This is a genomic window from Clostridium sp. FP2, from assembly GCF_011065955.2.
Lineage (GTDB): Bacteria > Bacillota > Clostridia > Clostridiales > Clostridiaceae > Clostridium_AD > Clostridium_AD tagluense.
The window spans coordinates 44,518-67,302 of record NZ_JAAMNI020000003.1 but is presented as its reverse complement, the minus strand read 5'-3'; the positions used below and the strand labels follow the sequence as shown (position 1 = coordinate 67,302).

General features: G+C 27.8%; 22 protein-coding genes. 5 read left to right on the top strand and 17 right to left on the bottom strand.

What is annotated here, in order from left to right; translation table 11 throughout:
* The 9 genes from G9F71_RS25990 to G9F71_RS25950 form a co-directional block, all read right to left on the bottom strand.
* On the bottom strand, window positions 1-801 hold the full coding sequence (locus G9F71_RS25990) for a hypothetical protein (protein WP_164951706.1): 801 nt from the start codon (window positions 799-801) through the stop codon (window positions 1-3).
* 133 nt (window positions 802-934) lie between these two features.
* Window positions 935-1,618 (bottom strand): hypothetical protein, encoded by a 684-nt coding sequence (locus G9F71_RS25985; protein ID WP_164951707.1) that lies wholly within the window; start codon window positions 1,616-1,618, stop codon window positions 935-937.
* A gap of 11 nt (window positions 1,619-1,629) precedes the next feature.
* Window positions 1,630-2,268 (bottom strand): ABC transporter ATP-binding protein, encoded by a 639-nt coding sequence (locus G9F71_RS25980; RefSeq protein ID WP_164947865.1) that lies wholly within the window; start codon window positions 2,266-2,268, stop codon window positions 1,630-1,632.
* Complete coding sequence (locus G9F71_RS25975) at window positions 2,268-2,999, bottom strand: hypothetical protein (RefSeq protein ID WP_164951708.1); 732 nt, start codon at window positions 2,997-2,999, stop codon at window positions 2,268-2,270. The genes G9F71_RS25980 and G9F71_RS25975 overlap by 1 nt, the downstream gene beginning before the upstream one ends.
* On the bottom strand, window positions 2,986-3,570 hold the full coding sequence (locus G9F71_RS25970; protein ID WP_164951709.1) for a hypothetical protein: 585 nt from the start codon (window positions 3,568-3,570) through the stop codon (window positions 2,986-2,988). Before G9F71_RS25970 ends, G9F71_RS25975 begins: the two co-directional genes overlap by 14 nt.
* Complete coding sequence (locus G9F71_RS25965) at window positions 3,571-4,383, bottom strand: hypothetical protein (RefSeq protein ID WP_164947862.1); 813 nt, start codon at window positions 4,381-4,383, stop codon at window positions 3,571-3,573.
* Between the two features lie 487 nt (window positions 4,384-4,870).
* Window positions 4,871-5,410, bottom strand: a complete 540-nt coding sequence (lepB, locus tag G9F71_RS25960) for a signal peptidase I (RefSeq protein WP_164951710.1) — start codon at window positions 5,408-5,410, stop codon at window positions 4,871-4,873.
* 22 nt (window positions 5,411-5,432) lie between these two features.
* Window positions 5,433-5,672 (bottom strand): hypothetical protein, encoded by a 240-nt coding sequence (locus G9F71_RS25955; protein WP_164947689.1) that lies wholly within the window; start codon window positions 5,670-5,672, stop codon window positions 5,433-5,435.
* On the bottom strand, window positions 5,656-6,207 hold the full coding sequence (locus G9F71_RS25950) for an RNA polymerase sigma factor (protein WP_164947690.1): 552 nt from the start codon (window positions 6,205-6,207) through the stop codon (window positions 5,656-5,658). The genes G9F71_RS25955 and G9F71_RS25950 overlap by 17 nt, the downstream gene beginning before the upstream one ends.
* A 401-nt stretch (window positions 6,208-6,608) precedes the next feature.
* Here G9F71_RS25950 and G9F71_RS25945 point away from each other — a divergent pair, with 401 nt between their 5' ends.
* Together G9F71_RS25945 and G9F71_RS25940 are read left to right on the top strand one after the other, a co-directional pair.
* A complete protein-coding gene (locus tag G9F71_RS25945) occupies window positions 6,609-7,292 on the top strand; it encodes an ABC transporter ATP-binding protein (RefSeq protein ID WP_164951711.1) in 684 nt (227 codons plus the stop codon).
* On the top strand, window positions 7,289-9,796 hold the full coding sequence (locus G9F71_RS25940; RefSeq protein WP_164951712.1) for an ABC transporter permease: 2,508 nt from the start codon (window positions 7,289-7,291) through the stop codon (window positions 9,794-9,796). Before G9F71_RS25945 ends, G9F71_RS25940 begins: the two co-directional genes overlap by 4 nt.
* 760 nt (window positions 9,797-10,556) lie before the next feature.
* Here G9F71_RS25940 and G9F71_RS25935 read toward each other — a convergent pair.
* The 3 genes from G9F71_RS25935 to G9F71_RS25925 form a co-directional block, all read right to left on the bottom strand.
* On the bottom strand, window positions 10,557-11,573 hold the full coding sequence (locus G9F71_RS25935; RefSeq protein ID WP_164951713.1) for a replication initiation protein: 1,017 nt from the start codon (window positions 11,571-11,573) through the stop codon (window positions 10,557-10,559).
* A gap of 772 nt (window positions 11,574-12,345) precedes the next feature.
* Window positions 12,346-12,630 carry a CopG family transcriptional regulator gene (locus G9F71_RS25930; RefSeq protein ID WP_164951714.1) on the bottom strand — a complete coding sequence of 95 codons (285 nt, stop codon included), beginning with the start codon at window positions 12,628-12,630 and terminating at the stop codon, window positions 12,346-12,348.
* Window positions 12,631-12,747: 117 nt separating this feature from the next.
* Window positions 12,748-13,497: a ParA family protein gene (locus tag G9F71_RS25925; RefSeq protein ID WP_164951715.1), complete on the bottom strand. Its 750-nt coding sequence runs from the start codon at window positions 13,495-13,497 to the stop codon at window positions 12,748-12,750.
* Window positions 13,498-13,795: 298 nt separating this feature from the next.
* Here G9F71_RS25925 and G9F71_RS25920 point away from each other — a divergent pair, with 298 nt between their 5' ends.
* A complete protein-coding gene (locus G9F71_RS25920; protein ID WP_164951716.1) occupies window positions 13,796-14,428 on the top strand; it encodes a hypothetical protein in 633 nt (210 codons plus the stop codon).
* Window positions 14,429-14,710: 282 nt separating this feature from the next.
* On the opposite strand, the gene G9F71_RS25915 is transcribed toward G9F71_RS25920, so the two are convergent.
* From G9F71_RS25915 to G9F71_RS25905, 3 genes are all read right to left on the bottom strand, one after another.
* On the bottom strand, window positions 14,711-15,016 hold the full coding sequence (locus G9F71_RS25915; RefSeq protein WP_164951717.1) for a hypothetical protein: 306 nt from the start codon (window positions 15,014-15,016) through the stop codon (window positions 14,711-14,713).
* Window positions 15,009-15,776, bottom strand: a complete 768-nt coding sequence (locus tag G9F71_RS25910) for a ParA family protein (RefSeq protein WP_164951718.1) — start codon at window positions 15,774-15,776, stop codon at window positions 15,009-15,011. Before G9F71_RS25910 ends, G9F71_RS25915 begins: the two co-directional genes overlap by 8 nt.
* A gap of 176 nt (window positions 15,777-15,952) precedes the next feature.
* Window positions 15,953-16,378, bottom strand: coding sequence for a GNAT family N-acetyltransferase (locus tag G9F71_RS25905; RefSeq protein WP_164951719.1), 426 nt, complete (start codon window positions 16,376-16,378; stop codon window positions 15,953-15,955).
* 216 nt (window positions 16,379-16,594) lie between these two features.
* On the opposite strand from G9F71_RS25905, the gene G9F71_RS25900 reads away from it, so the two are divergent.
* The gene (locus tag G9F71_RS25900; protein ID WP_164951720.1) at window positions 16,595-18,040 is read left to right on the top strand and encodes a hypothetical protein; all 1,446 of its coding nucleotides are present in this window, start codon (window positions 16,595-16,597) and stop codon (window positions 18,038-18,040) included.
* A gap of 621 nt (window positions 18,041-18,661) precedes the next feature.
* A complete protein-coding gene (locus tag G9F71_RS25895; RefSeq protein WP_164951721.1) occupies window positions 18,662-19,825 on the top strand; it encodes a hypothetical protein in 1,164 nt (387 codons plus the stop codon).
* Window positions 19,826-20,999: 1,174 nt separating this feature from the next.
* Here G9F71_RS25895 and G9F71_RS25890 read toward each other — a convergent pair.
* Window positions 21,000-21,791, bottom strand: coding sequence for an alpha/beta hydrolase (locus G9F71_RS25890; protein ID WP_164951722.1), 792 nt, complete (start codon window positions 21,789-21,791; stop codon window positions 21,000-21,002).
* 396 nt (window positions 21,792-22,187) lie between these two features.
* On the bottom strand, window positions 22,188-22,574 hold the full coding sequence (locus G9F71_RS25885) for a thioesterase family protein (protein WP_164947703.1): 387 nt from the start codon (window positions 22,572-22,574) through the stop codon (window positions 22,188-22,190).
* Window positions 22,575-22,785: the final 211 nt, after the last annotated feature.

Here is a 22,785-nt window from a genome sequence, read left to right as displayed (position 1 = left end):
CTATATTCTAGTCTCCTTCCATATACCAATTGTTCCGCTTATGATACATAGCACTATCCACCCAATTAATGCAATAATAAAATCGCTAAGCTTGCCTGGAGAAGATTGTATATAATTATATATTTGAAACCTATTTGGTAAAACAAATGACGTTAAGTGAACTCCTAGAAACATATAAATAAGCAAGTTGATTTTTTTCATTTGAAACAGTAGAGATAGATTAAACCCTATAACAGCTACTAATGCTCCAAAAAATGATGTTATTAAAATTAATAGATAATTATATAAATAAGGATGATTATTGTAGATACTTTGTAAAAAAAATTCACTTATATTAGCTTTCAATTGATATACAGTAATGCCATATCCATGATTTATTCCTATATTGGGTATAGCTAAAAACGTTAATAGTTCATTTATACTTAGTGGCAATAATATAGTAAAAAAAACTATAATAAAAATCGAAAATATTTTAGATGTAAAATATTTTCGTTTATTAGTTCTTGTTAAATAATATACACATATGTTATTATCTCTTTCATATATAAATGAATCAGAATAAATACCACATGCAATTAAAGGAATAGCTAATAATATAAAATGAAATACTGAACGTACCTTAGTTCCTAACATTATTCCCATTTTATTTGTAAAATCTAATTGTAATGAGTTGCTCATAAAGGAATCTGTACAAACAGCTAAAAATGAAAATAGACAAATACCTAACAAAGATAAGAAACATATTTTAAATTTTTCGTTTTTTATGCAATTTTTTAAATCTAGTTTAATTAAAGTTATCATATCATTTCCCTCTTTTTCAAACTACTCACCTACTTAAGCAGGCGGATTAAAGGTATAACTACCAAAGACTGAAAGTATTACCTATTCAAATATTAATATTTGTAAAGAATTGTTTGCTTAAATAAAACTGAAATTATTGAAAGTATTTTCTTTCAATATCAGTTAATATGTTATTATACGTATCCACGTAGGATTTTTTATTAAAAAAAACTGGTAAATCAGCTATATCATTAAAATGAATTTCATCTTTATCAGGGTCATGTTCTACTAATTTGGCTTGGTGATTTATTTCGTATTTGCCAAATCTAGGAGTTGTAAATATATATCCATTACGCAATTCTGATTTCTCTACTTTATCAGAGTTTTCAATTCTATTGAGAAAAACAATATATTTTTCACCTTTTTTCATATTAATGTAGCCTTCATAACAAAAATAATTCCAACTATGATGAAAATAACTATTTTCATATAAATAAATTGTATTTTCAGTTAGTTTTCCCTTAAAAGTATTTATTACTTTACACTTTCTTAAAAGAGAGTAAGCAACAAGTTTTCCGTCGTCTACTGGCTCAACTTCTAATATTAAATCAGAGGCAGTTTCAATGTCTGTAAAATTATTGATATCAAGTGTAAAATATGGATATGAACTTTTAAAGGATTCATCGTCGTGCCACAAGTAAGAAACAGACGGATTTATTTTCTTCTCCTCTTTAAGTGTAGGACTTGGCAAAAAAGAATTTTTAACTTTAAAAGCTGTAAAGAATGAAGATCCAATTACAATAGTTATACAGATAATCCATAGGAATTTTTTATTCATATTAATACTCCTTATTGGTAATTAACTTCTTCTAATATACCATTAGACAAAATTAATTTTTTATCACAAATTTGCTCAATGTCATCCATAACATGACTTACTATTAAAATAGTAGTTCCACGTGCTTTTTCTTCAAGCATTATTTTTTGAAAAATTTCTACACCATCAACGTCTAAACTGTTTGTAGGTTCATCCAGGAGTAGAATTTTTGGTTTTTCAACTATAGCTTGGGCTATTGCTAAGCGTTGCTTCATGCCTAAGGAGTACTTTCTTATTCTTGCATTTTTTACATCTCTTAACCCAACTTTATTTAAAGCCTCAATGCATTCTTCTTTTTTAACATTTCCCTTTATAGATGTCAGAAATTCAAGGGTCTCTAAACCTGTTTTATCCTTCCAAAATATAGGTGTTTCAATTATTACGCCAAGAGAAGGTAATATAGAAAAATCTTTATTTAAAATTTTACCCTCATATTCAATTGTTCCACTTGTCACTTTTGTAAGACCACAAATGGATTTAAGAAATACGGTTTTCCCAGAACCATTTTTACCTTGAATACAATATATTGTACCTGCTTTAAAAGTATAATTTATGTTTTTAAGTACATCATTATGTTTAAAGCTTTTGCATAGATTATTTATTTTAAGCATTAACTCTCCTCCTTTTTTCTTAAAAGAATGTTATATAGGATATATACTATAACTATTAAGGCTATATTAATTACAATACTTTTGGATGAAATAAGCATATGATTTTTAGAAGGTTTATTATGGAAAAACAATATACTACTCATTAAGGGATTAGTAATCAAAAAATTATTCACCTGAAAGTACTCGAAAAACACGCCTATCACAAGTAAACTTATTTCTATTAAATAAGTAAAAGCTATGGAAATAGAAAAGGCGTGATGAATTCTAAAAATAAGAGTGATTAAAACTAAAAAGAGTACAGTTGAATAATTTATTGTAAATGAGAAAAGTATTACGCCTATATTTCCAATAGAATATTTACCCAACAAGTAAAGAAATAGCATAGTAAATATGTAAGTAGATAGAATTAAACAAAATGTTTCAAATATAGCTTTAATACAGATCTTACTTTTAAAAACCTTTTGTCCACCTAATCTAGTTACTAAAAATATATAATTTTCATAAAAGCTATTGCAACTAATAGTTATAATTAAAGTCCAAAGAGCGATGGGAATAGCATATATGGAAATACTATAAACATCTATAAGATATCTATAATCAAAGCTATTATATATAAATATTACAGCAGTACTTATATCACTAGCAGTATCAAGTATATTGTATTTTAATGCTATAAACATAATTGCTAGTAACATATAAAAAATCAGTCTTTTTACCTTAGCTATATTCATAGCTGCCTCCCTTTAACTTATTGTTAATCAGGTAAACGCTGTATGAAATTATATTTAATACAAAGAAATAAATAATAGATAAAAAGATATTAGTATTTTTTATTTGTCTCAAATCATAAAGTGTTATTAAGAATCTAAATATTGGAATGTCCGTCATGGACAGTAAAAGAAGAATAACAGCTGCGATAATGCTACGTCTATAGCTAAGCTGCAAAATAATAAGCACAACACCCAGTAGAGATAAAAATAAAAAATATTGTAAAAATAAAGCACCAATTAAATTTGTATTAGCAGGTATATTTGAAATAAACACATTATCTATAGACAATATTAAAGCACCAATGATTGAATATTCCCCAATTATTAAAAGTAGCTTTTTTTGCCAGCTAAAAAAAGCCGAAAATCGTGTAATTGAATAATATGAATAGTAATTTCTTAAATTATCATAAAGAAGCCATAAATAGATTGGAGTAAAAAATACGAATAAACGGTAGCTATCATAAAAACTTTTTGTTAAATACAATATTATAAAAAGCGAAAAAATCATAAAGAGTTCTTTTTTAAATGTCATTTAATTCACCTCTATTTCGTTATTTACTCCTATTAGATACATTACAAATATAATTGCTATTAAAATTATAGTGATTTTAATAAAACCACCAATTCCCGCATTGACAGACAATATGTTAATATAACTAGAAAATTTGTATTTTTCTAAGTGAAGCTTGTCTAAAATAATACCTAAGCCAATATAAAGTCCATAAGATACAAAACAACAAAGGTATTTATTAGCTTTTATTATCATTGATAAACAATAAGTTATGCAGGCAAAAAGAGCAAAAATTATTGAAGGAGTAAGAATGTAAAACATATTATAAGCTAAAGGATGAAGAATCCTTAAATATTCAATATAATTACCTTTAGGTAAATTGATTACAAATGAAGGCGTAAAGGTTCCGTTATCTAAACCTTCTAAAGGATATGTAAACAAACATAATGCAAGATTAATTAATAAAGGAATTAGCATAATGATAAATGATAATATAAAAACTGCTAAAAGGTTATTTCTATGATATTTCTTCTTATTTTCTCTTGTTAATATAAGAGAAACACAATTACTTTCTAAATCATCAAAATATATATCACCAAATGCAAAAGAAATAATCAATGGACCCACTATAGCAATGATAAGCATTATAAACCTAATACCAAGTGCGGTAAACAGAGTATTTTCATAAGCAGAACGCAAAAAAATAGCTGGATGTCCAAAATCAAAGCTAGCTTGTATATAAAAAGCAAATATTGAAATGAAGAAAATAAACAGAAAGACCGAAATGGTTTTGGTTCTATTAAGACCTCTTTTGATTGTAGCAAATAAACTCATAAACTCACTTCCTTAATATATCTAGCGTTAAGAGACATTAAGCCCTTACACCATCTCATTTTTACTTTTAATACACATACTTCTTTCTAAATATATTTTCTTGACCAAGATGCTAGTATATTAACATAGCACTTTCAAGGTGTCAATTAAAGTAAAAAAATCATATAATATCATTCATATACTTTTATTGGTTATATTGATTAAGGGATCTCTCCAACATTTTTCTGGCTTACATAAGCAGTAGCTAAAATTATTACCTATCATAGTTGTAGTTCTTTATATAATAAAAGTCCTGCATCCGACTATGTAAGGCATAGCTTTTTAGTGTTGCATGAATAATCCGTGTAAAAGGTTATATAAAAAATTAAAAAAATGGCCACTCTCTTAAGGAGAATGGCCACTAACTATCGCATACTTCATTCGTACACTATATAATATAATATGCATAACACATTAGAAAAATTCCATAAAAAGCTATATATTTATTCTAATGATTAATAGCATCATTTCCAACTACAAATTTTCCGAATCTCTTAAATGGATATGTAACAAACTGTGCCTTTCCTTTTATATCACTACTATCTATATAGGGATTTTCCCATTTTCTAGCATCCAAGGACCTAGCTCTATTATCTCCGAAAAACAAATATTTATTTTCGGGAACCTTAAATTGTTTACCTAAATCCTCCTTGTATACTACATATGGTTCTTCAGATTTCTTTCCATTAATAAAAACTTCTCCATTACCTTTTACATCAACTACATCTCCTGGTAGGCCTATCAGTCTTTTTATTAATTTCTCTTTTAATTCATATGAATAAAAGACTACTATGTCGCTTCTTTTTAATTTAGTTTTATCATAAACTTTTGTAACTACAATTCTATCTCCTATCTTAATTGTAGGATACATAGACTCTGATGGAACTCTGACTTGGTAAAATAGAAATCCTCTTATTAAAGCTGCCAAAATTATTGCTGCAAGTATTGGTGGTACCCACCCTTTTATAAAATTTTTTAATAGTTTCACTTAACTCTCCTCCTCGTAAAAATTACCATGCAATAATGGGGGTGAAAATGGTCATATATATACATATTAAAAGCCATAATTGAATTATAAATTTCAAAATTTTTTCTAAAATCAAAGAAACACAAGGTAAATAACAACAACCCAGTTGATTTGAGTCATAAAGAACTTTTTGATATATTCTTTCTTTAGTTCCCTCTGGCGGTTCAATTTCTACATCTATGAATTTAAACATTTCTTTTAAGATTTCATCCTCTTTTATCATATAATTCATCTCCTGATATCTTGATAAATTCTTTTTTGAAACTGTTCTTTGATCTTTGTAATATACCATCAATAGCCTTTGGCGTTTTACATAAACATTTTGCAATGCCCTTTACACTATAATCATCTATATATTTGAGAATAAGGACATACTTATAAATAGGCTTTAAATTATTTAAAGTTTCTAAGATTACCTTTCTAGTTTCTAAATTGATAAGCATAAGTTCAATATCTTGATTATCCTCTAAATAATCCAGTTCTTCTATGCAGGCAAAACCCTCCTTACGGATATTATCTCTATAATAATTTAATATTTTATTTTTTGCTATTCCACAGAGCCAAGTTTTACAGGAACTTGCAGCTTTATAGCTTATAAGTCCTTTCATTGCACTGATAAAAGTCTCCTGAACTATATCTTCGGTGGCTTCTTTGTTTGCTCCTAATCTTAAAAATACAAAAGAATAAACATAGTTAAAATTTGTATCATATATTTCCTTGAAATTTTCTTTGTTCATATTAAAAATATTTTTTATCATCTATCTCCACCTAACCATTTGTAGTCCTAATTTATAATATCTAGAATCATTCTTAATTTACCATATTTTCAAGGCCTTTCATATATTTAGTAACAAATAAGGAAGAAATCCCCCGAAAAAATTTAAAATATAATAAAAAAATATTAAGCTTTCCTATTTTGATATCCTCATTTATAAAAGTACCTAACCAATAGCATGATATATATTACAATACGTATATTAAAACGCAAAAACAACATAAATAGTTTGGAAAAATGTTGCATTTGCAATAAATTAATTTATACTAGTTATAGAATATTAAAACATTTAAAGAAAATAATTGAATTTATTTTAAGGTGAGAACTTATTAATATTATTAAATAAGTGCTATTGAAAATAATGATATCTGGAGGTAATGGATTATGGAGTTATTAAAAACAGAGTATTTACAAAAAATCTATGGCACAGGTGAGGCATCTGTTAAAGCATTAAAATCCACAGACTTAGTTATTGAAAAAGGTGAATTTACTGCAATAGTAGGGCCAAGTGGTTCAGGAAAAAGTACACTTCTACATTTATTAGCTGGTCTTGATAAGCCATCGTCAGGACATGTGTATATTAATGGAGCCGATATTTATTCTATGAGTGAAAAAGAATTATCTAGATTTAGAAGAAGAAACATAGGATTTATATTTCAATTTTTTAATTTAATTCCCATATTATCCGTTGAAGAAAATATTAAACTTCCAATTTTAATGGATGGAAAAAAAGTGGACAACGATTATATAAATGAGCTTATGGAAATTTTAGATATAAAAAATAGAAAAAATCACTTGCCAGGAGAAATATCAGGAGGGCAGCAGCAAAGGGTATCTATAGCAAGAGCACTATCTACTAAACCCTCAATTATATTTGCGGACGAGCCTACTGGAAATTTAGATAGTAAAAATAGTAAGGAGGTTTTGGAGCTCCTTACCATGTCTATAAAAAAATATAATCAAACTCTTGTTATGATTACCCATGACCCTAAGGTTGCGGCCTGTGCAGATAGGGTTATAACTATATCCGATGGAGAAATTATCGAGGACACGAGGATGAGCCAATGAAGAGTTTTTGGGGTCTTATACCAAGGAGTTTGATAAAAAATAAAAAGAGAACCTTATTTATATCCATAAGTATATTACTTTCGGCCATGTTAATTACAAGTCTAAGTTTAACATTATCAAATTACAAGGAGCAAAAAATAGAAAACGGTAAAAAACAAAGTGGAGGTCATTATTATGCTTCTTGCACGGAAGCAGGAAATTTTGAAAGTATAAAAACACTAAAAAGTGAACCCTTAATAGATAAGTTTGGAACTACTATACTAATGGGTTATGCTAAAACTTTTGACACTGATAATAAAATTGAATTAAATGGTTATGACAAGATAGATAGAGAACTTTTGGATTTTAGATTGGAACAAGGAAGATTTCCAGAGAAAGATTCAGAAGTAGCACTAGAAAAATGGGTGCTTAATAAATTTAAAGATAAACTTAAAATAGGTGACAAGGTAAATCTTAATTATATATTCAATTATATAAAGTTTAAAGGTGATAAGGAGTTACCTGGGGTTAAAATTGGAGAAAAACAATTTATTTTAACTGGTATATTGGAAAACAGATTGGATTCAATGAGAGACAAAAAAGCTAAAGGGTATTTGACTATAGATAGTGTGAAAAATACACTTACACAGGATGAATATAGATATATACATCATTTCACACTTAAGCCATCTGCTGATATAAAAGAAACATTGACAAGCATAGGTAAAATACAAGGAGTTTCTATTAGTGAGAACTATAGCTACATAAATACTTTAAATTCTGCGCAAAAAGCAAATATGATTTTTTTTTCCTTAGGTATAATAATAATAATTTCGGCTATATCTGTAATTTATAATATATATAGTATTTCAGTAGTAGAAAGAATACACGAATTTGGGATTTTAAGAGCCATTGGGGCAGATACACAGCAAATTAAAAAATTAATGTTTGGAGAGGGCATCATATTAGGCTGTATATTTATACCACTTGGGATTTTATTAAGCCTCATTTCTATGAATGAAATAAATAAATTATTTAACTTTAGTACTAATTTGAAAAGTAGTTCAGGAATACCTTTTAGTGGAATTCTGATATCGTTTATAGTATGTTTTATAGCTATATTTATATCTATATATTTTCCAACGAAAAAAGCGGCAAAAGTATCTCCAATGGAAGCAATAAATAATACCTCTGTTCAAGGAGAGCAATTAGAGAATCCAATGGGTAAGAAAAAAATTAGAGTGTTCGGTAAATTCACAACAGGCATGGCATATACAAACTTAACAAGGAATAAAAAAAGATTTTTAGCAACAGTTATATCCTTAAGTATAAGTATAGTACTTTTTATTACAGTGACAAGCTTTTGTGTATGGGTTGATCCCGTAAAAAACGTAGATGCAGATATAAATTCTGATTATATTTTAACTGCCAGCGATAGTGAAAAAAATGCAGGTTACGATAGGAATGTTGTACGTGAAATATTAGATATACAAGGTATAACCTCTGTTAATAAAAGTTTATATTTTAGAGCATCATTGGACATTCTTGGAGATAAAATTACAGAAGCATACAAAGAAAAATTGAATAAAGTATCTTTACAGAATAATAGGGATGATTCCAATACAAAAAGTAATATTTATAATGTTCCAATAGAATTATATGGATGTAATGATGAAGAATTGAAAAAAATGAGCAAATATTTAGATGATGGAAAGCTAGATATAGAAGATATGAAGAATACTAGTAAAGTAGTTTTAGTTCAAAACTTTTCAAATAACAAAAGTACAAATTTAATAATAAGCGATGAACTTAATATAAAGAGTGCTATGAAAGAGAATGATACGTGGAACCAATATAATAAAAAAGTTTCAATAGGTGCAGTATTAAACAAGCTACCCTTTCCAACAATGGATCGTGGAATTAATATTGTGGTTATTATTCATGAGGATGTTTTAAAGAATTGGTTAAAAGAAGATAAGTATAAAGTATTAAGAATAAATACAAAAAAGGATTTATATGAGAATTATGTAAAAAAACGGCTTAATGAGTATGCAAAAGATCAAAAAGAAGGAAAGCTAATATCCTATAAGGATCAACTAGAATTTTATAAGGATGCTCAGAGAAGCATATCTGTAATACTATATAGCTTTGTAATTATCATAGCTATTATAGGAATAATAAATATAATAAATACAATAAGCATGAATATTATACTGCGCAGACAAGAATTTGGAATGATCCGAGCTATAGGAATGGGAAAAGATGAAATAAGCAGTATGATTTTAAAAGAAGGCTTATTATATGGCGTCTTTAGTTCTATACTAGGAAGTATAATGGGATTCATTCTCCATGTCATTTTGTATAATGCAATAAAATATGATATGGCTGTACAATGGTTTTTTCCTTGGAAAAGTATTTTAGAGGTATTTTTAGCTTCTATGTTTATGTGTGTACTGGCATCTATTGGACCGCTTAAAAGATTACTTTCCACTAGTATAATTGATTCAATCAGAAATGTAGATTAAGAATTGTATTATTAATTATAATTCAAAGATTCAAAAACATTGTGCAGAATGGTAATTAAGAAGAGGTAAAAATAACTGTAAATTTTCCCCTGGGGATAGTAGCAAAATAATTTTTGTTGACAGTATCCCCTTTAAGCTTGATGTAACACTTATAAAATAGTAAATAGCCACATAATGGATATTAATTCCATCATGTGGCTATTTTTATACTTATGTGCCAGCTGTACACAATAAACTGAAACTCCCACACATAAATGAATGGGGTTCTTGAATACTAAATAACTTCTTTTATACTCTCATTTATAATAAAAACTATAAATTACAACATATAAAAACTAATTATTTTCTTCAAGAATTTCACTATCAAGCATCACAATTGACACATTAACGATAGTATATGGCTCGTTTCAAAACCTAAGTATATTATATCGTACTAAAATAACCATGTCTAATGGTATATTTTAGTAGTGCTATCCATCCCACACCTAAAGAGAGTGGGCTTTCCGCACAAATTCTTTGTAAACTGCTCTTTATCTGGACATTATTTTAATAACATCACTCATCCAATTTACATCTTCCCTTGAGACTTCAATTTTCTCCATATTTTAATATTTAAAGTTTTTTTAAGTTGTCCTCTTTAAACCGCTTTAAATCACACTGTATTCAATTTAAAAATTAATATGTGTTTCTCTATGCAATTCATTGCAAATACCCTTAAAATAGCTTGTACACCTGTTAAAATATCATTTCTATATTAGCTTTACTCCCAACCTAGTAATTTTTTCTCCAAGTCATCAAAGTTGTACTCTCTTTGCTCATAGTCATTAAAGGTACTTACCTTTCTTTTGTTTGTAGTTGTCCAATTCTCTTTTAATGCTGTTATCATAGCCCCTACTAAATTATTTACTTTGCCAAATTGACTTATAATATTATATTTTTCTTTTATTTTTTCAATATCTAAATTGGCAGCATCAAGTATTCTATGAACTTCTAAATCTGTAAGCTCCTGATTTACTACTTGCCTAACTAAATCCATATTTCTGTCATTAAAAAAAACGGGAACAAGTGAGGTTTCTGAAATTTCGCTTTGAGCCTTGTCTTTTTTTCTAATTGAAAATTGAATACTTACAATTTTTCTAACTTCTTTTATCTCATTGTAGTCAATAACCAAATCAGTGTTTACATTTATTTCTTTTACCGCTACATTAATTACTTTTTGCTTTAAATTAGCATACTTTGGGTACTGATCTTTGCTAATATTTAGTGAATCTCTAAGTCCATCTACAGTTAATATTCTATGGCCTATACCCTCGTATTGTTTAAAAAGTTCATATAACCTAAAAGAATATGTGCTCTTAAATTGCATTATATTTCTTAACTGATATTTCGTATAGCAATCCAGGCCTAAATAAAATGGTTTTAAATCCTTATTTATTTTAAGCTTTAATATGCCGTTTACATATTTAGCCGTATCTACCCAATGATATTTTACAAATTCAGAAGTATTTACATTTCTTATTTTAATAATTCTTTGCATAAGTAAATCTGTGATATTATCAATATCCCTATAGAACCTGCTATCACTTGTGTTTAGAACCTTAATTAATTCCTTAGTCTTAAACTCATATTCTTTAATATCATCATCATCTTTATGTATCATACTTGCAAGCAACCTTATTAATTTTTGTTCTACCACAGTTAAAGTGTAAGATGATTCAACAAGTCTATTACTTTGGTATACCCAATTGTTATTTACATTTTGCAATTCATTTGCCATTTTAGCACCCCCACATAAGACTATAACTCTTTTTTTTTAAGTTAACAATAACTTATAAAAAAAAGAGTTATACTTCACTATCATTTAGTTATACTTCACTATCTTTAGGTTATACTTCACTATCATTTGGTTATAGTTAAATGTCATTTCACTATCTTTAGGTTACCTTTCACTATCATTTGGTTATAGTTGGTGTACTTAACCCTAGTTATATCAGGGCCTAGAGACCTGCGTAAAAGTATTTAAAACTGTTGTTATTAAATATATATAAAACAACAACAAGTATAAGGTTGATGTTTTTTAGATTTTTAATCATTTATTTAAATAAATTAATCGGATTAATTTTATGCATTTATAAAATACACTATCTTTTTGTTATAGTTCATATTAATAAATAAACCAAGTCACTATCAAAAGGTTATACTTACATAATTTCTATAGAAATACAGGGTTTGACTAGATTTTAGGAGTAAAGTCTCCCATTTCTATAAGTGTGGAGATAACACTTGAGAATTATTATCCCCACAGAGGAATACAAGAAGGACATATACTTGAACAAAGAGAAGCTTCACTGGTAGTTTAAATATCCTTCTGAAGTCGTTAATATTGCAAATTCGAAGAATATGGGCATTGGCGTAAGTGATGATTTAACTGCATTTCAGAAGGGTTCTAACATCATAAATTTAAATATAACCTTTTGATAGTATAATCACCATATTCATAATTTATAAAAATAAATACATCCACAAAGATCCCCCCAGAAGCTTGCCTACTATTCTTCTAATTTTAAATTATTTATACAATACTCCACCATAACATTTACTAATTCATTTCTGCTATAACCGGATTTCTTACAAGCTTTATCAAGTTCTTTTAACTTATCAGATTCCATATATACATTAAATACTTTCTTACCTTTTTTATCATCGATCTTCTTTTTTAATACAAACATACTATCTGCACTATCAGTAGAAATAATAGTATCTTCTACTACTGGTTTATTATCATTCGTAATATTAATATTTGATTTAAAATTATTTTTAAAATTATTAGACATTCTAAACACCCCTTATATATAAGTATTTAATATTAATATATATATTAATATTAAATGTTAATACTATACATCAATACTATATGTTAATATTATAACTTAGTATTTAATATAAATATATTATTTAATACGCTTTAATACTTCATAATATAAATCAGTATAAGCTTTAGCGTGCTTATCACTGTATTCTTGTATAGTTTTATTCATTGCCGTAGCTTCTTTATACTTAACACTATCAAGTATTATTGTATTGAATAAATCGCCCTTTAAAACTTCCTCAGTTACCTCTGTAAATTGTCTAGTAAATACGGTTCTTTTCTCAAATCTATTTCTAAGTATTCCTATCAATTTCAAACTATTTATCAATCTGTTTTCTTCGAGTTCATTTACAATTTTATTTACCATGTTAAGCCCTTGTAATGCACTTGGACTATTATCAATTATCTCCATATAGTAGTCACTCATACATAAACTATTTTGCACCATAATACCTAAAAATGGAGAATTGTCTATAATAACAAAATCATAATCATGTGTGAAAATACTATACTTAAATTTCAAAATATGTTCCGGGCATTTCTTATTATAAAGTTGTCTTTCCAATACACTACTTTCTATAGTGTTAGGAATAACATGAATATATTCATTATATTTTACTATGCAATCGCTAAAGCCTACCTTATAGTTAGAGTACAAATCATACATATTAAATTTATTTTTAATATTTAGAATCTGAGATAAACTGCTTTGACTATCATTATCTATAAGCAGTACTTTATGTTTTTGATATGCTATCGCTCCAGCTAAGTTTATTGCTGTAGCTGTTTTACCTACACCACCTTTAACATTAATTAATGAAATTACCACCATATCATCACCTCTTTAATTTGTATTTACCACTATCATATACCACTAATATTTACATGTAAATGTAATATATGTAATTATACTAGTATATCACACTATAATAGGGTGATAATACTTAATACTACTTTTTAATACTATTATTAGTATTCATACATTCATTTTTAAAACCTAATTTAAGGTAATGATGGTATAATTAAATAAATGAGTTGTATCGTAACGGTAGAAGGTTGCCGCGCAACTAATTATCAATCTATTTCAAGTAAAATACTACTTTCTTTATTTAAAATTAGGAGGGGTCCAGATGAATACTATTATTAATCCAACAATGACATTAAATAATGCAACTAGTCAAAAGAACACTATTAAAAAAGCAACAAATGTAGAGTTTTCAAAGGTTTTGAAAAATACAGCTTCGGCTACTTCTCCCATCATTGATAGAATCAAAAAAGAGTTTCCTAATGCTAAAGTCCATATTACTTCCATGTCAAATAAAGATATTGACAATTATATGAAAACACCTATTCCAACCGATACTTTTATTCAAAATCTATATATTGCACCGAATATATTAAAAAAAATGGAATCAGATCCCGCTTATGCCGATGAAATGATTCCCAAAATCAAAGATGGTCTTACTCCGAAAACCACAAAGAATAATGTTGAGTTGGAAGCAACTATAGTTATTAAAGAAGATGGCAAATGTGAATATATAACAGCGGGATACATTAAAATGGAGGAGAATAATTCTAAGAAAGATGACCCTAAAAATAAAATAACAGCTTTTAAAAGACTTTATAACCACTTAAATGAAAGTACTGCTACCCCTATAAGTCAAGTGGAATTTCCAGTTCCAAATAATAGCTTACTGGATTTTGACTATACCACTGCATCACTTCTTGCTTTGACAGAAATATCCAGTAAAAACCGAAAATAGGCATTTATAGTAAATCTTTATATTCTTTTAAATCGTTGGTGTGAGCATGATACTATATATAAATACTTAGAACTTAGCACAATTACAAAATTAACTTAAAATTATATATAAATACATATTACTTGGATGGAAACATATAAATTTGATTTAAATCTTTAAGCAAAATGTCTTATAACTTAAATAAGTACATCATAAATGAAGGTATGATGTACTTATTTCAGGCAAGTTCATTACGCTAAAAAAGACACCTAGGTGTCTTTTTTAGAATGATTTTATAAATGTTTATTTAACTTTTTCTTCATACAATTTCTTAATTGCTTCATCCACTATTTCATTAAAGGTTATGTTGATGTTATCATACATAGGTTTTAGTGTTTGAAGTTTTCTTACTGTTGATGGTCTTAGCGAGAAGCTTCTCTTTATGGATAAAGTATCTTCTTCATTATTTTCAGAGGAATTTATATTCTTAACTTCTAAGGAATTTACATTTTTAAATTCTAAAGAATTTTCATTCTTAACTTCTTTAGAATTAATATTCCTAAGTCCACTTAAAATTCCTTTGCTACCACTGCTGCCTTTTTTACTCATAATTTAAAATCTCCTTACTTAAGCTCATATAATCATTAAAAGCATTACATTTATTATTAAAATAAATTACTGGTTCCTGAGCATCTTGACTGTACTCTATTTTACTATCAGCTCTAATTATGCTGTCGAATACCTTAGTTCCAAAAACTTCTATAAGACTTTCTTTGATGTTTTTAGCAATGTTTTTTCTACTAGTAAACATAGTTATTAGCACTCCCATAATTTCAATGTTTTCGTTTAAATTGTCCTTTACTAAATTAAAAGTATTCATTAAGTGCTTAATACCTTTAACGGAAAAATATGAAGTGTTGACTGGTATTATAAGTTTATCACTGGCCACAAGACTATTTACACTAAGCAGTCCTAAACTTGGTGGGGAATCAATTAAAATATAATCATAATCATTTTTTATTTTATCAATAATCTTTTTTAAAATAGTTTCACGGCTCATAGCACTAGCCAGTTCTATTTCTGCATTTGACAGTTGTATATCTGAAGGTAAACATTCTAAATTTTCATAAGCGGTTTTTTTAATAACTTCTTTGATGTTTTCATAGGTGATTTTTTTAGAAATTAAAAGGTCATAGATAGTTACCTCTAGTTCTTCATCATCAATTCCAACTCCATTAGTAGTGTTTGCTTGTGCATCCATGTCAACTACTAGAACTTTCATGCCTTGTGAGGCTAGTGCGGCACCTAAGTTTATAGTTGTAGTAGATTTACCACAACCACCCTTTTGATTAAATATACTTATTATCATAAAATATCTCCTTAAGGAATCAGATTTGTAGTTACAAATATATATTATATTCTTAAATTCTTAAATTGTAAACTTCTTAAATTTAAAAATTCTTAACTTCTTAGGAATTTATACTTATAATTTTATTGTGAGTTAAATTAGATTAGTTAGACAAGGTAAAGGTTATTCTTGTATTTTCAAATTTCAGTGAAGCCTTTGGTCTGCATTTTTTCCGCATTAAGAAATAATGCCATTCCTGTTTTCATTTTTCTAAAGTTCAACTTTTCATAAAAATTTTCTTTGTCTGGTGAAGCATATAATATAAAATTACATTGAGGGATGCATTTTAAAATGCTATTAACAATTGTTGCACCTACTTTTTTACCTTGATATTCAGGTAGAACTGCTATATCATATATTGCTGCTTGGTAAGTTCCGTCTGAAATTGCACGACCAAAACCAATTAACTTATTATCGTCAAAAGCAAATACAACAGTATGACTATTTTCAAAGGCCTTCTTATGCACCTCTCCTTCAAAGTAAGCCATTTCAACTTTTTTCAATATTTCAGATACATGGTCCCAATTAATATTCAAACAATTACATTGAATTTTCAGATTCATCGCGTCTACTCCTTTAAGTATTAATATAAATTTAATGCCATAAAATAAGTATAAATGATTACGTTACGTAGGGTGCAAGTGAAATTTATAAAAATACCTTTTTCTTAGGCTTCCTTAAAACTATAAAGTACTTTTATTTGTATTGTATATACTATTGTAATATACTTATATTACTTATTTTAAATCAAGAGAGAGGTGATTTTAATAAAAGGCCTTATGGATTTAATAAATGAAGCAGCCTTAAATATAAAAAATAAATACATTGAAAAATATACTGAATTAATTTCTGATGATAGAGATTATATGTCTTTTGTTAGCGATATATCCTATGACTTATTTAATAAAGTTAATTTGAATAACGCAGTTGAATATAATGCAGATCAACTGCTGCAACTACTTACCAGAAGTCGCAGAATCACAAAAAAGAGATGGATAGAAATTGAGTTTAAAAACGGTTATAATTTATTGAATAAAATTCAAGAACAAGCATCTTCCGTTTATAATAGTGATATTGCAGCATTTAAGTTGACTTATAAAGCTAATAATTTAGATGAACTAAAACAAGATATGACCAAATTACAACAACTTGCGGATGATAAATTACTGTGTTGGAGAAAAGACGATAATTCCTATTTTGTAGAGTTTGAATATTTAGAACGAAAAACTCAAAGACAGCTCCTTCAATCTTTTCAATCTGATTTTAATTGGGTTACTCTTCATTACATCAAAAAAAATATGTATATAAACAATTCAATTTCAATGCCAATTTCAGTGAGTGACCTTCCAGTTGACATTAGTGGACGTAGAAAGGTTTCTCTAGATACAATGGCCTGCATCACAGCACATAATGATAATAAACAAGAAGAGCAGTATTACTATAACACCCAAAAATATAACGATACGCAAATTAGCACATATGTAGATATAAACTATGTACAAAAAAACAGTCTACAACATGCTTTTAAACATTTTAACGCTTTAGATAGACTAATATTCATTTATATTTTATCTCAGAAAAAGGCTGATTTTTTTGAAACTAGAAAAATAATAGTTGATATTTCTGATATTGTGAAGAATGTATTTTTAAGTACCGGTGCAAAAAACTATGAAACTGTTAAAGCCAGTATTGTAAAAATGGCTAACATACAAATGCAATACATTGTTAAAGGCCAAAGTGGTTTTATATCCAGAATTTTTTCTGAAGTATTTCTTAACGAAAAGGCCATAGGTAATACTAACAAAAAGAATACTTCAGCAACTATTTTTGTTAGTGACATAATAGTTAGTGAATTAATGGAGAAGCAAACATTAAATATTTATGGCGATAAGATAAATGATATTTCTTCTGAAGCATTGTCTCTTGTTTGCGCTATTCAAGGTAGGAGAATGAAGTTTTATGGTGAAGGCAAAAATATAACAGAAGATTTATTACCTTACTACTTTTTCCAACTAAAATTTAGAATGAGTGATAAGCGAAAAAAAAGAAATTTGCCAACTATAAAAGCCTTGCTCGAAGAACTGCAGAAAAATCATATCATTATTAAATCATTTACTCAAGTGTCAGATGCTTTCCAAGTAGTTTATTATAATTTGAATACAATAGAAATTAAAAACTTTGCTAATAATATAGCTAAGTCAGATTTATTACCATTAGAAAATTAACTTCTATTTATTAGAGGTTATTTTTTTACGCTTATTTATAATGTATCTCTCCTATATAATAATGACTTAGTGAATTATATTTGCATCGCTGTCACGGATTTGCCATACTGAGTGGTCTGTGTCACGGATTTGCAATACTGAGTGGTCTGTATCAAGAATTTGTCGTACTGAGTGGTCCGTATTTGTTTTTTTTACATAATCACATAATTAAAAACGATTTTTAATCCAAAAATCTAAAAAAAATTAATTTTCTTTCGACAAATTTTTTAAATATTTCTATAAAAATCATGTTGTTGTCACTGATTTGCAATACTGAGTGGTCTGTGTCACGGATTTGCGATACTGAATGGTCTGTGTCACGGTATATCCATACTGAATGGTCTAAACTTTCTTAAACCTTGTGATTATTTGTCGATTTTCCTCCTGCCAAAAATAGAACTCTAGCAAAATAGCGCTATTGAGGCATTGTGCCTAAAATTCCATACTGAATGGTCCCATTTTAGACCCCTTGAGTTTACTGACTTAAGAGCATGCTGTAACGGTTTTAACGTACTGAGTGGTCTATTAGACAAAAACACAAAAGTATATTATAGTTTAAAATATCAAAGGAGGTGTAGCAACATGGCGAGTAGTGTAAATAAAATTATATTCAACATTGGAAAGCAGATACTAAAGCAAATAACAAAGCCGATTCCTACAATTAAAGTAGAATATGTTACTTTAAGTGAGTGTACTGGCGAAAGCTGTATGTTTTATAATTCAGAAGATGAACATGCGAAAACATACTGTGCTAGTTTCTGTCCAAAAGCTCATGTTGTGAAGCCGATAATAAAGAGAGTTATTAACTTTAATAGTTTTAGTGGACCTATACTTAACGCAAGAGGTAAGTTTACTCCAAGGTCTCTTAGTGGTAATATTCATTCATTTATAGCTAAAATAAAAATTGATTACAAGAATAAAATAAGATTATCTCTTAATCAAATAAAGCAAATGCTAACTTTATACTCATTTTGTGATAGCAATGGAATAATAAAAAGTATTAGTAAAAAACAAATAGCCCGTTTCATTGGTTGTACTGAAAAAACAGTAGAAAACAATAATATCTTATTATCAAAAATAGGTTTTATTTCTATATTTCCAAGAGAAAAAGGTGAACTAAGTATAATAATTAGCAAATACAAAGAACAACACCAAAAAAATGGTGGTGGATATATAGTTATGTCTAATTATATGCTTTCTTTATTAATGGAGTTAAAAAATGTAAATGCTTTAAGACTAGCTATACCAGCAATTATAAATGATGACATGAATAGTGTTGTTAATCGTGCCACAAAATTCTCTACTAAGGAGATAAAAACATTGCTTCCTTCTTATATTTATACGCGTAAAGCTATTACTAAAATAATAGACACCTTTAGCTCTCTAAGTAAGCATATTTTCACATGGAAAGAAGAAGATAATGTCTTTATTGTAGACATAGATAGATCTCTTGATGGAAAAACAATAAAGAAAGAAAGCACTATTGTATTTGAGACTGAAATTATTGGAGCAATAAGTGAAAAGTACTCCGGTGTAGCAACTATCACTCAAGAAGTTATAAAGGACAAGCTATCTATAGACATAGAAGATTTGGTTTCAATGGGTTTTGAGTATGGCATAGATATTGTTAAATCTTTTTGCGTAAAAGCATTTTCAATAAAAGAAACTATTAGAAGTTTTGGAGCATATGTTCGTCAGTTAATTTGCAACTTTTATTCAGAAGGCGGAAAATTAAACATTGTTTAGAAGGTCTTTTTGTTGTACCCTTTTTTAGGCAAATCCTGATTTTTTAAGAAAAACGTCATTTTTATCAATAGATTTCCCTAATTTATAAGAGATGAAGCTAATTTTTTAAGCTTCATCTCTTATTTTATTTTTACTTTGTTTTGTACACATAGTAATTAGAAAAAAACAATCCACATTATATAATATATAATTATTTATTTAAAAAAACAATTATATCCAATAAATTTTTAATTCATAAACTATATAAAATCCCCCCCAACAGTGCCATAAATGCTACACAATTTCAAAGCTATCATGTTAAAAAGAAAGTTTTTTCTTTTTAGATACTGTAAGTCATATTGATATATCTTGATTTCAGAGCTGCTTTACATGTCTTAATACCTGCTTCTTTTAATTTCTGTATATTCTAATCCCTGTATATAATGAATGAGTACTTAAAGAAATTACCTTATTCCCTTCTCTATCCTTTTCTTTTCTATTATTTATTTGACTATGTTAAAGATAAATAGTTATATTGTATATGAATTTCACAGATAATTAAGATATAGTCTTAAAACCTATTAAGATGGCCTTGGAGAGTTTTTATAAGTTAGAGCATCCTACATAACCTAAAGTATTTCCAATACCTAATATTTAATACTTAGGCTATTCAACTGACTTATGAATTTTCACTCATAATCTACTATCCCTTTATGGTAGTAATATCTTGTTCAAACCCAGCAAGGAAGGCAAATATATAAAATATTAATTTACAACTTCAATTAAAATCAAAATAAGTCTCAAAAACATTCGTTTTTGAGACTTATTTGTATAGAACAAATATTATAATTAAATTATCTATGATACATTCAATATAACGAGTTAATACAATATGTTACATTAAAACTGAAATTTTCAAGGAATGGAACAGTATATATCAAACTTTCTTCTGGCTTTGGCTAAGCAAATTCTGTTATTTCAAATCCAACCTTTATTAGGCAGGTTAAGTATGTTGACAATGTTTTGTGATAATTTATGACTTCCTCACCCAAAACCACAACCCAAATCTAAAACTTTTTTACCTTGAAAATTAGGTAGCATTTTTATCCCATTCAGCCAGTGATTCATCCAGAATTTTTTCGGAATCACTATTAATTCCTCGCCATAGGTCATATTTAAAATACTTCATAATACATTAACATCCATAAAATTTTAGATATTTTTCAATATTTGATTGTATATATTCAACACTGTGATTACCAGGGGATACATGATTTTGAGAGTTTACGCCTTTTTCTTTCAGTATTTTATGTAAAATCGAACAACCTTCATAAAATCTACCTTCATCCCTATGGCCAGCATCAAGATAGACATCAATATCAGAAGAAATATTATTGTTTCTTGCAATATATATTGGATCATATTTTTCCCATACACCCATATCTTTATAATATTGTTTATCTTCCTCTTCAAGTTTCAGTTCCAAAGCAGGCATATGTCCTCCTACTTTTGAAAACATATGCTGATGCCTTAGTGTATTGTGAAGAGCTGCATAACCCCCAGCAGATATCCCTCCTATATATCTTCCTTTTCTATCTTTTATAGTATTGAAAGTTTTATCTGTTAAAGGTATTATCTCTTTCATAAAGTAATCTTCATACATTCCTAAATTTATGATTCTATTATTATCTCCAGGGTCAGGCACCTCGCTGCAGATTAAGGATGAATTCAACCCCCGACTGTTTTCAATTCTTGGACATGCAATTATCATAGGCTTAATTTCCCCAGTTTTTATCATTCGATCAGCTTTAGTGTTTATATTCAATTCAAACATTATATTTTCACTCCCACTTCTTCCATGTAGAAAATATAATACAGGTAGAGGAGTTAAACTATTATAGCCTTCAGGTAAATACACTAACATTGGGATTTCTTTACCAAGTACAGCGCTATAAAAATTCACTTTTTCTACTTTTGATTTATTCATTTTTATACCCCCTTTTTATTTCAACAACTTCTCTGTAAATTTTGTGATAGCCTACTGTGACGTAAAGCATGAAAAATGTGAAGAATCATAATTTAGAATAAATCGCACATAATAAAAATACCGTAAAATTCATTTTTTGCATCCATTCTATGAACTATTCTCATGATACAACCTGCTGTTTGATTTATAGTTATAAATATATATATTAGATTCTTAACTTCTTAACTTCTTAAGAAGTTATATTCTTAATTAAATTATCTCGTGCATGGCCAATATATCATGACCTTCTTCTTCGGATGTTATTTAAAATGAGTTCAGAGGGTATTCTATAAGTGGTATTATTATTTTTGCTTTGGACAAATTTACTTACACGGGTAGGTCTATTTTACCTCATTCTTAATTTTTACTTAAAAAGCCCCCCAAGTTAATTACATGCTGTTCATAAATTCCAAAGCCTATTTTACATTTTTCATTGAAAGCTTCTACATTATAACGAAGCTTTCTGCCTTCAATTGCAATCAATGTTGCTTTTACTGTAACCATCATGTTAAAAGGTGTTGAATTTATATGTTCAACATTAATTTTAGTTCCAACAACTCTATAATTTTCAGGCATTTTATCAATTACTATATGTGTAGCTGTATCTTCCATAAATCCAATCATACTAGGTGTAGATAGTACAGTGACACCCTTATTTCCAATAAAGTCCGCTGTATCTTCTGGTTTAACTATATATTCATTAACTAAGGTTTCTCCAACCTTAAAAAGAGCATTAAAGTCCATCCATAATCATCCTTCCTCTATATACTTTCTTTTGTGCTATTAAGTTTTTATATCAAAGCTTATGAATTATTATAACATCGCTTTAATGATTATAACAAAATTTATTAAACCTATACAATTTAAAAGAAACTACTTTTCAGTACATGACACAGATGCTGGCACTAAAGTATTTAACATAATATACAAAAAAAACTTAAAAATACATTTGCTT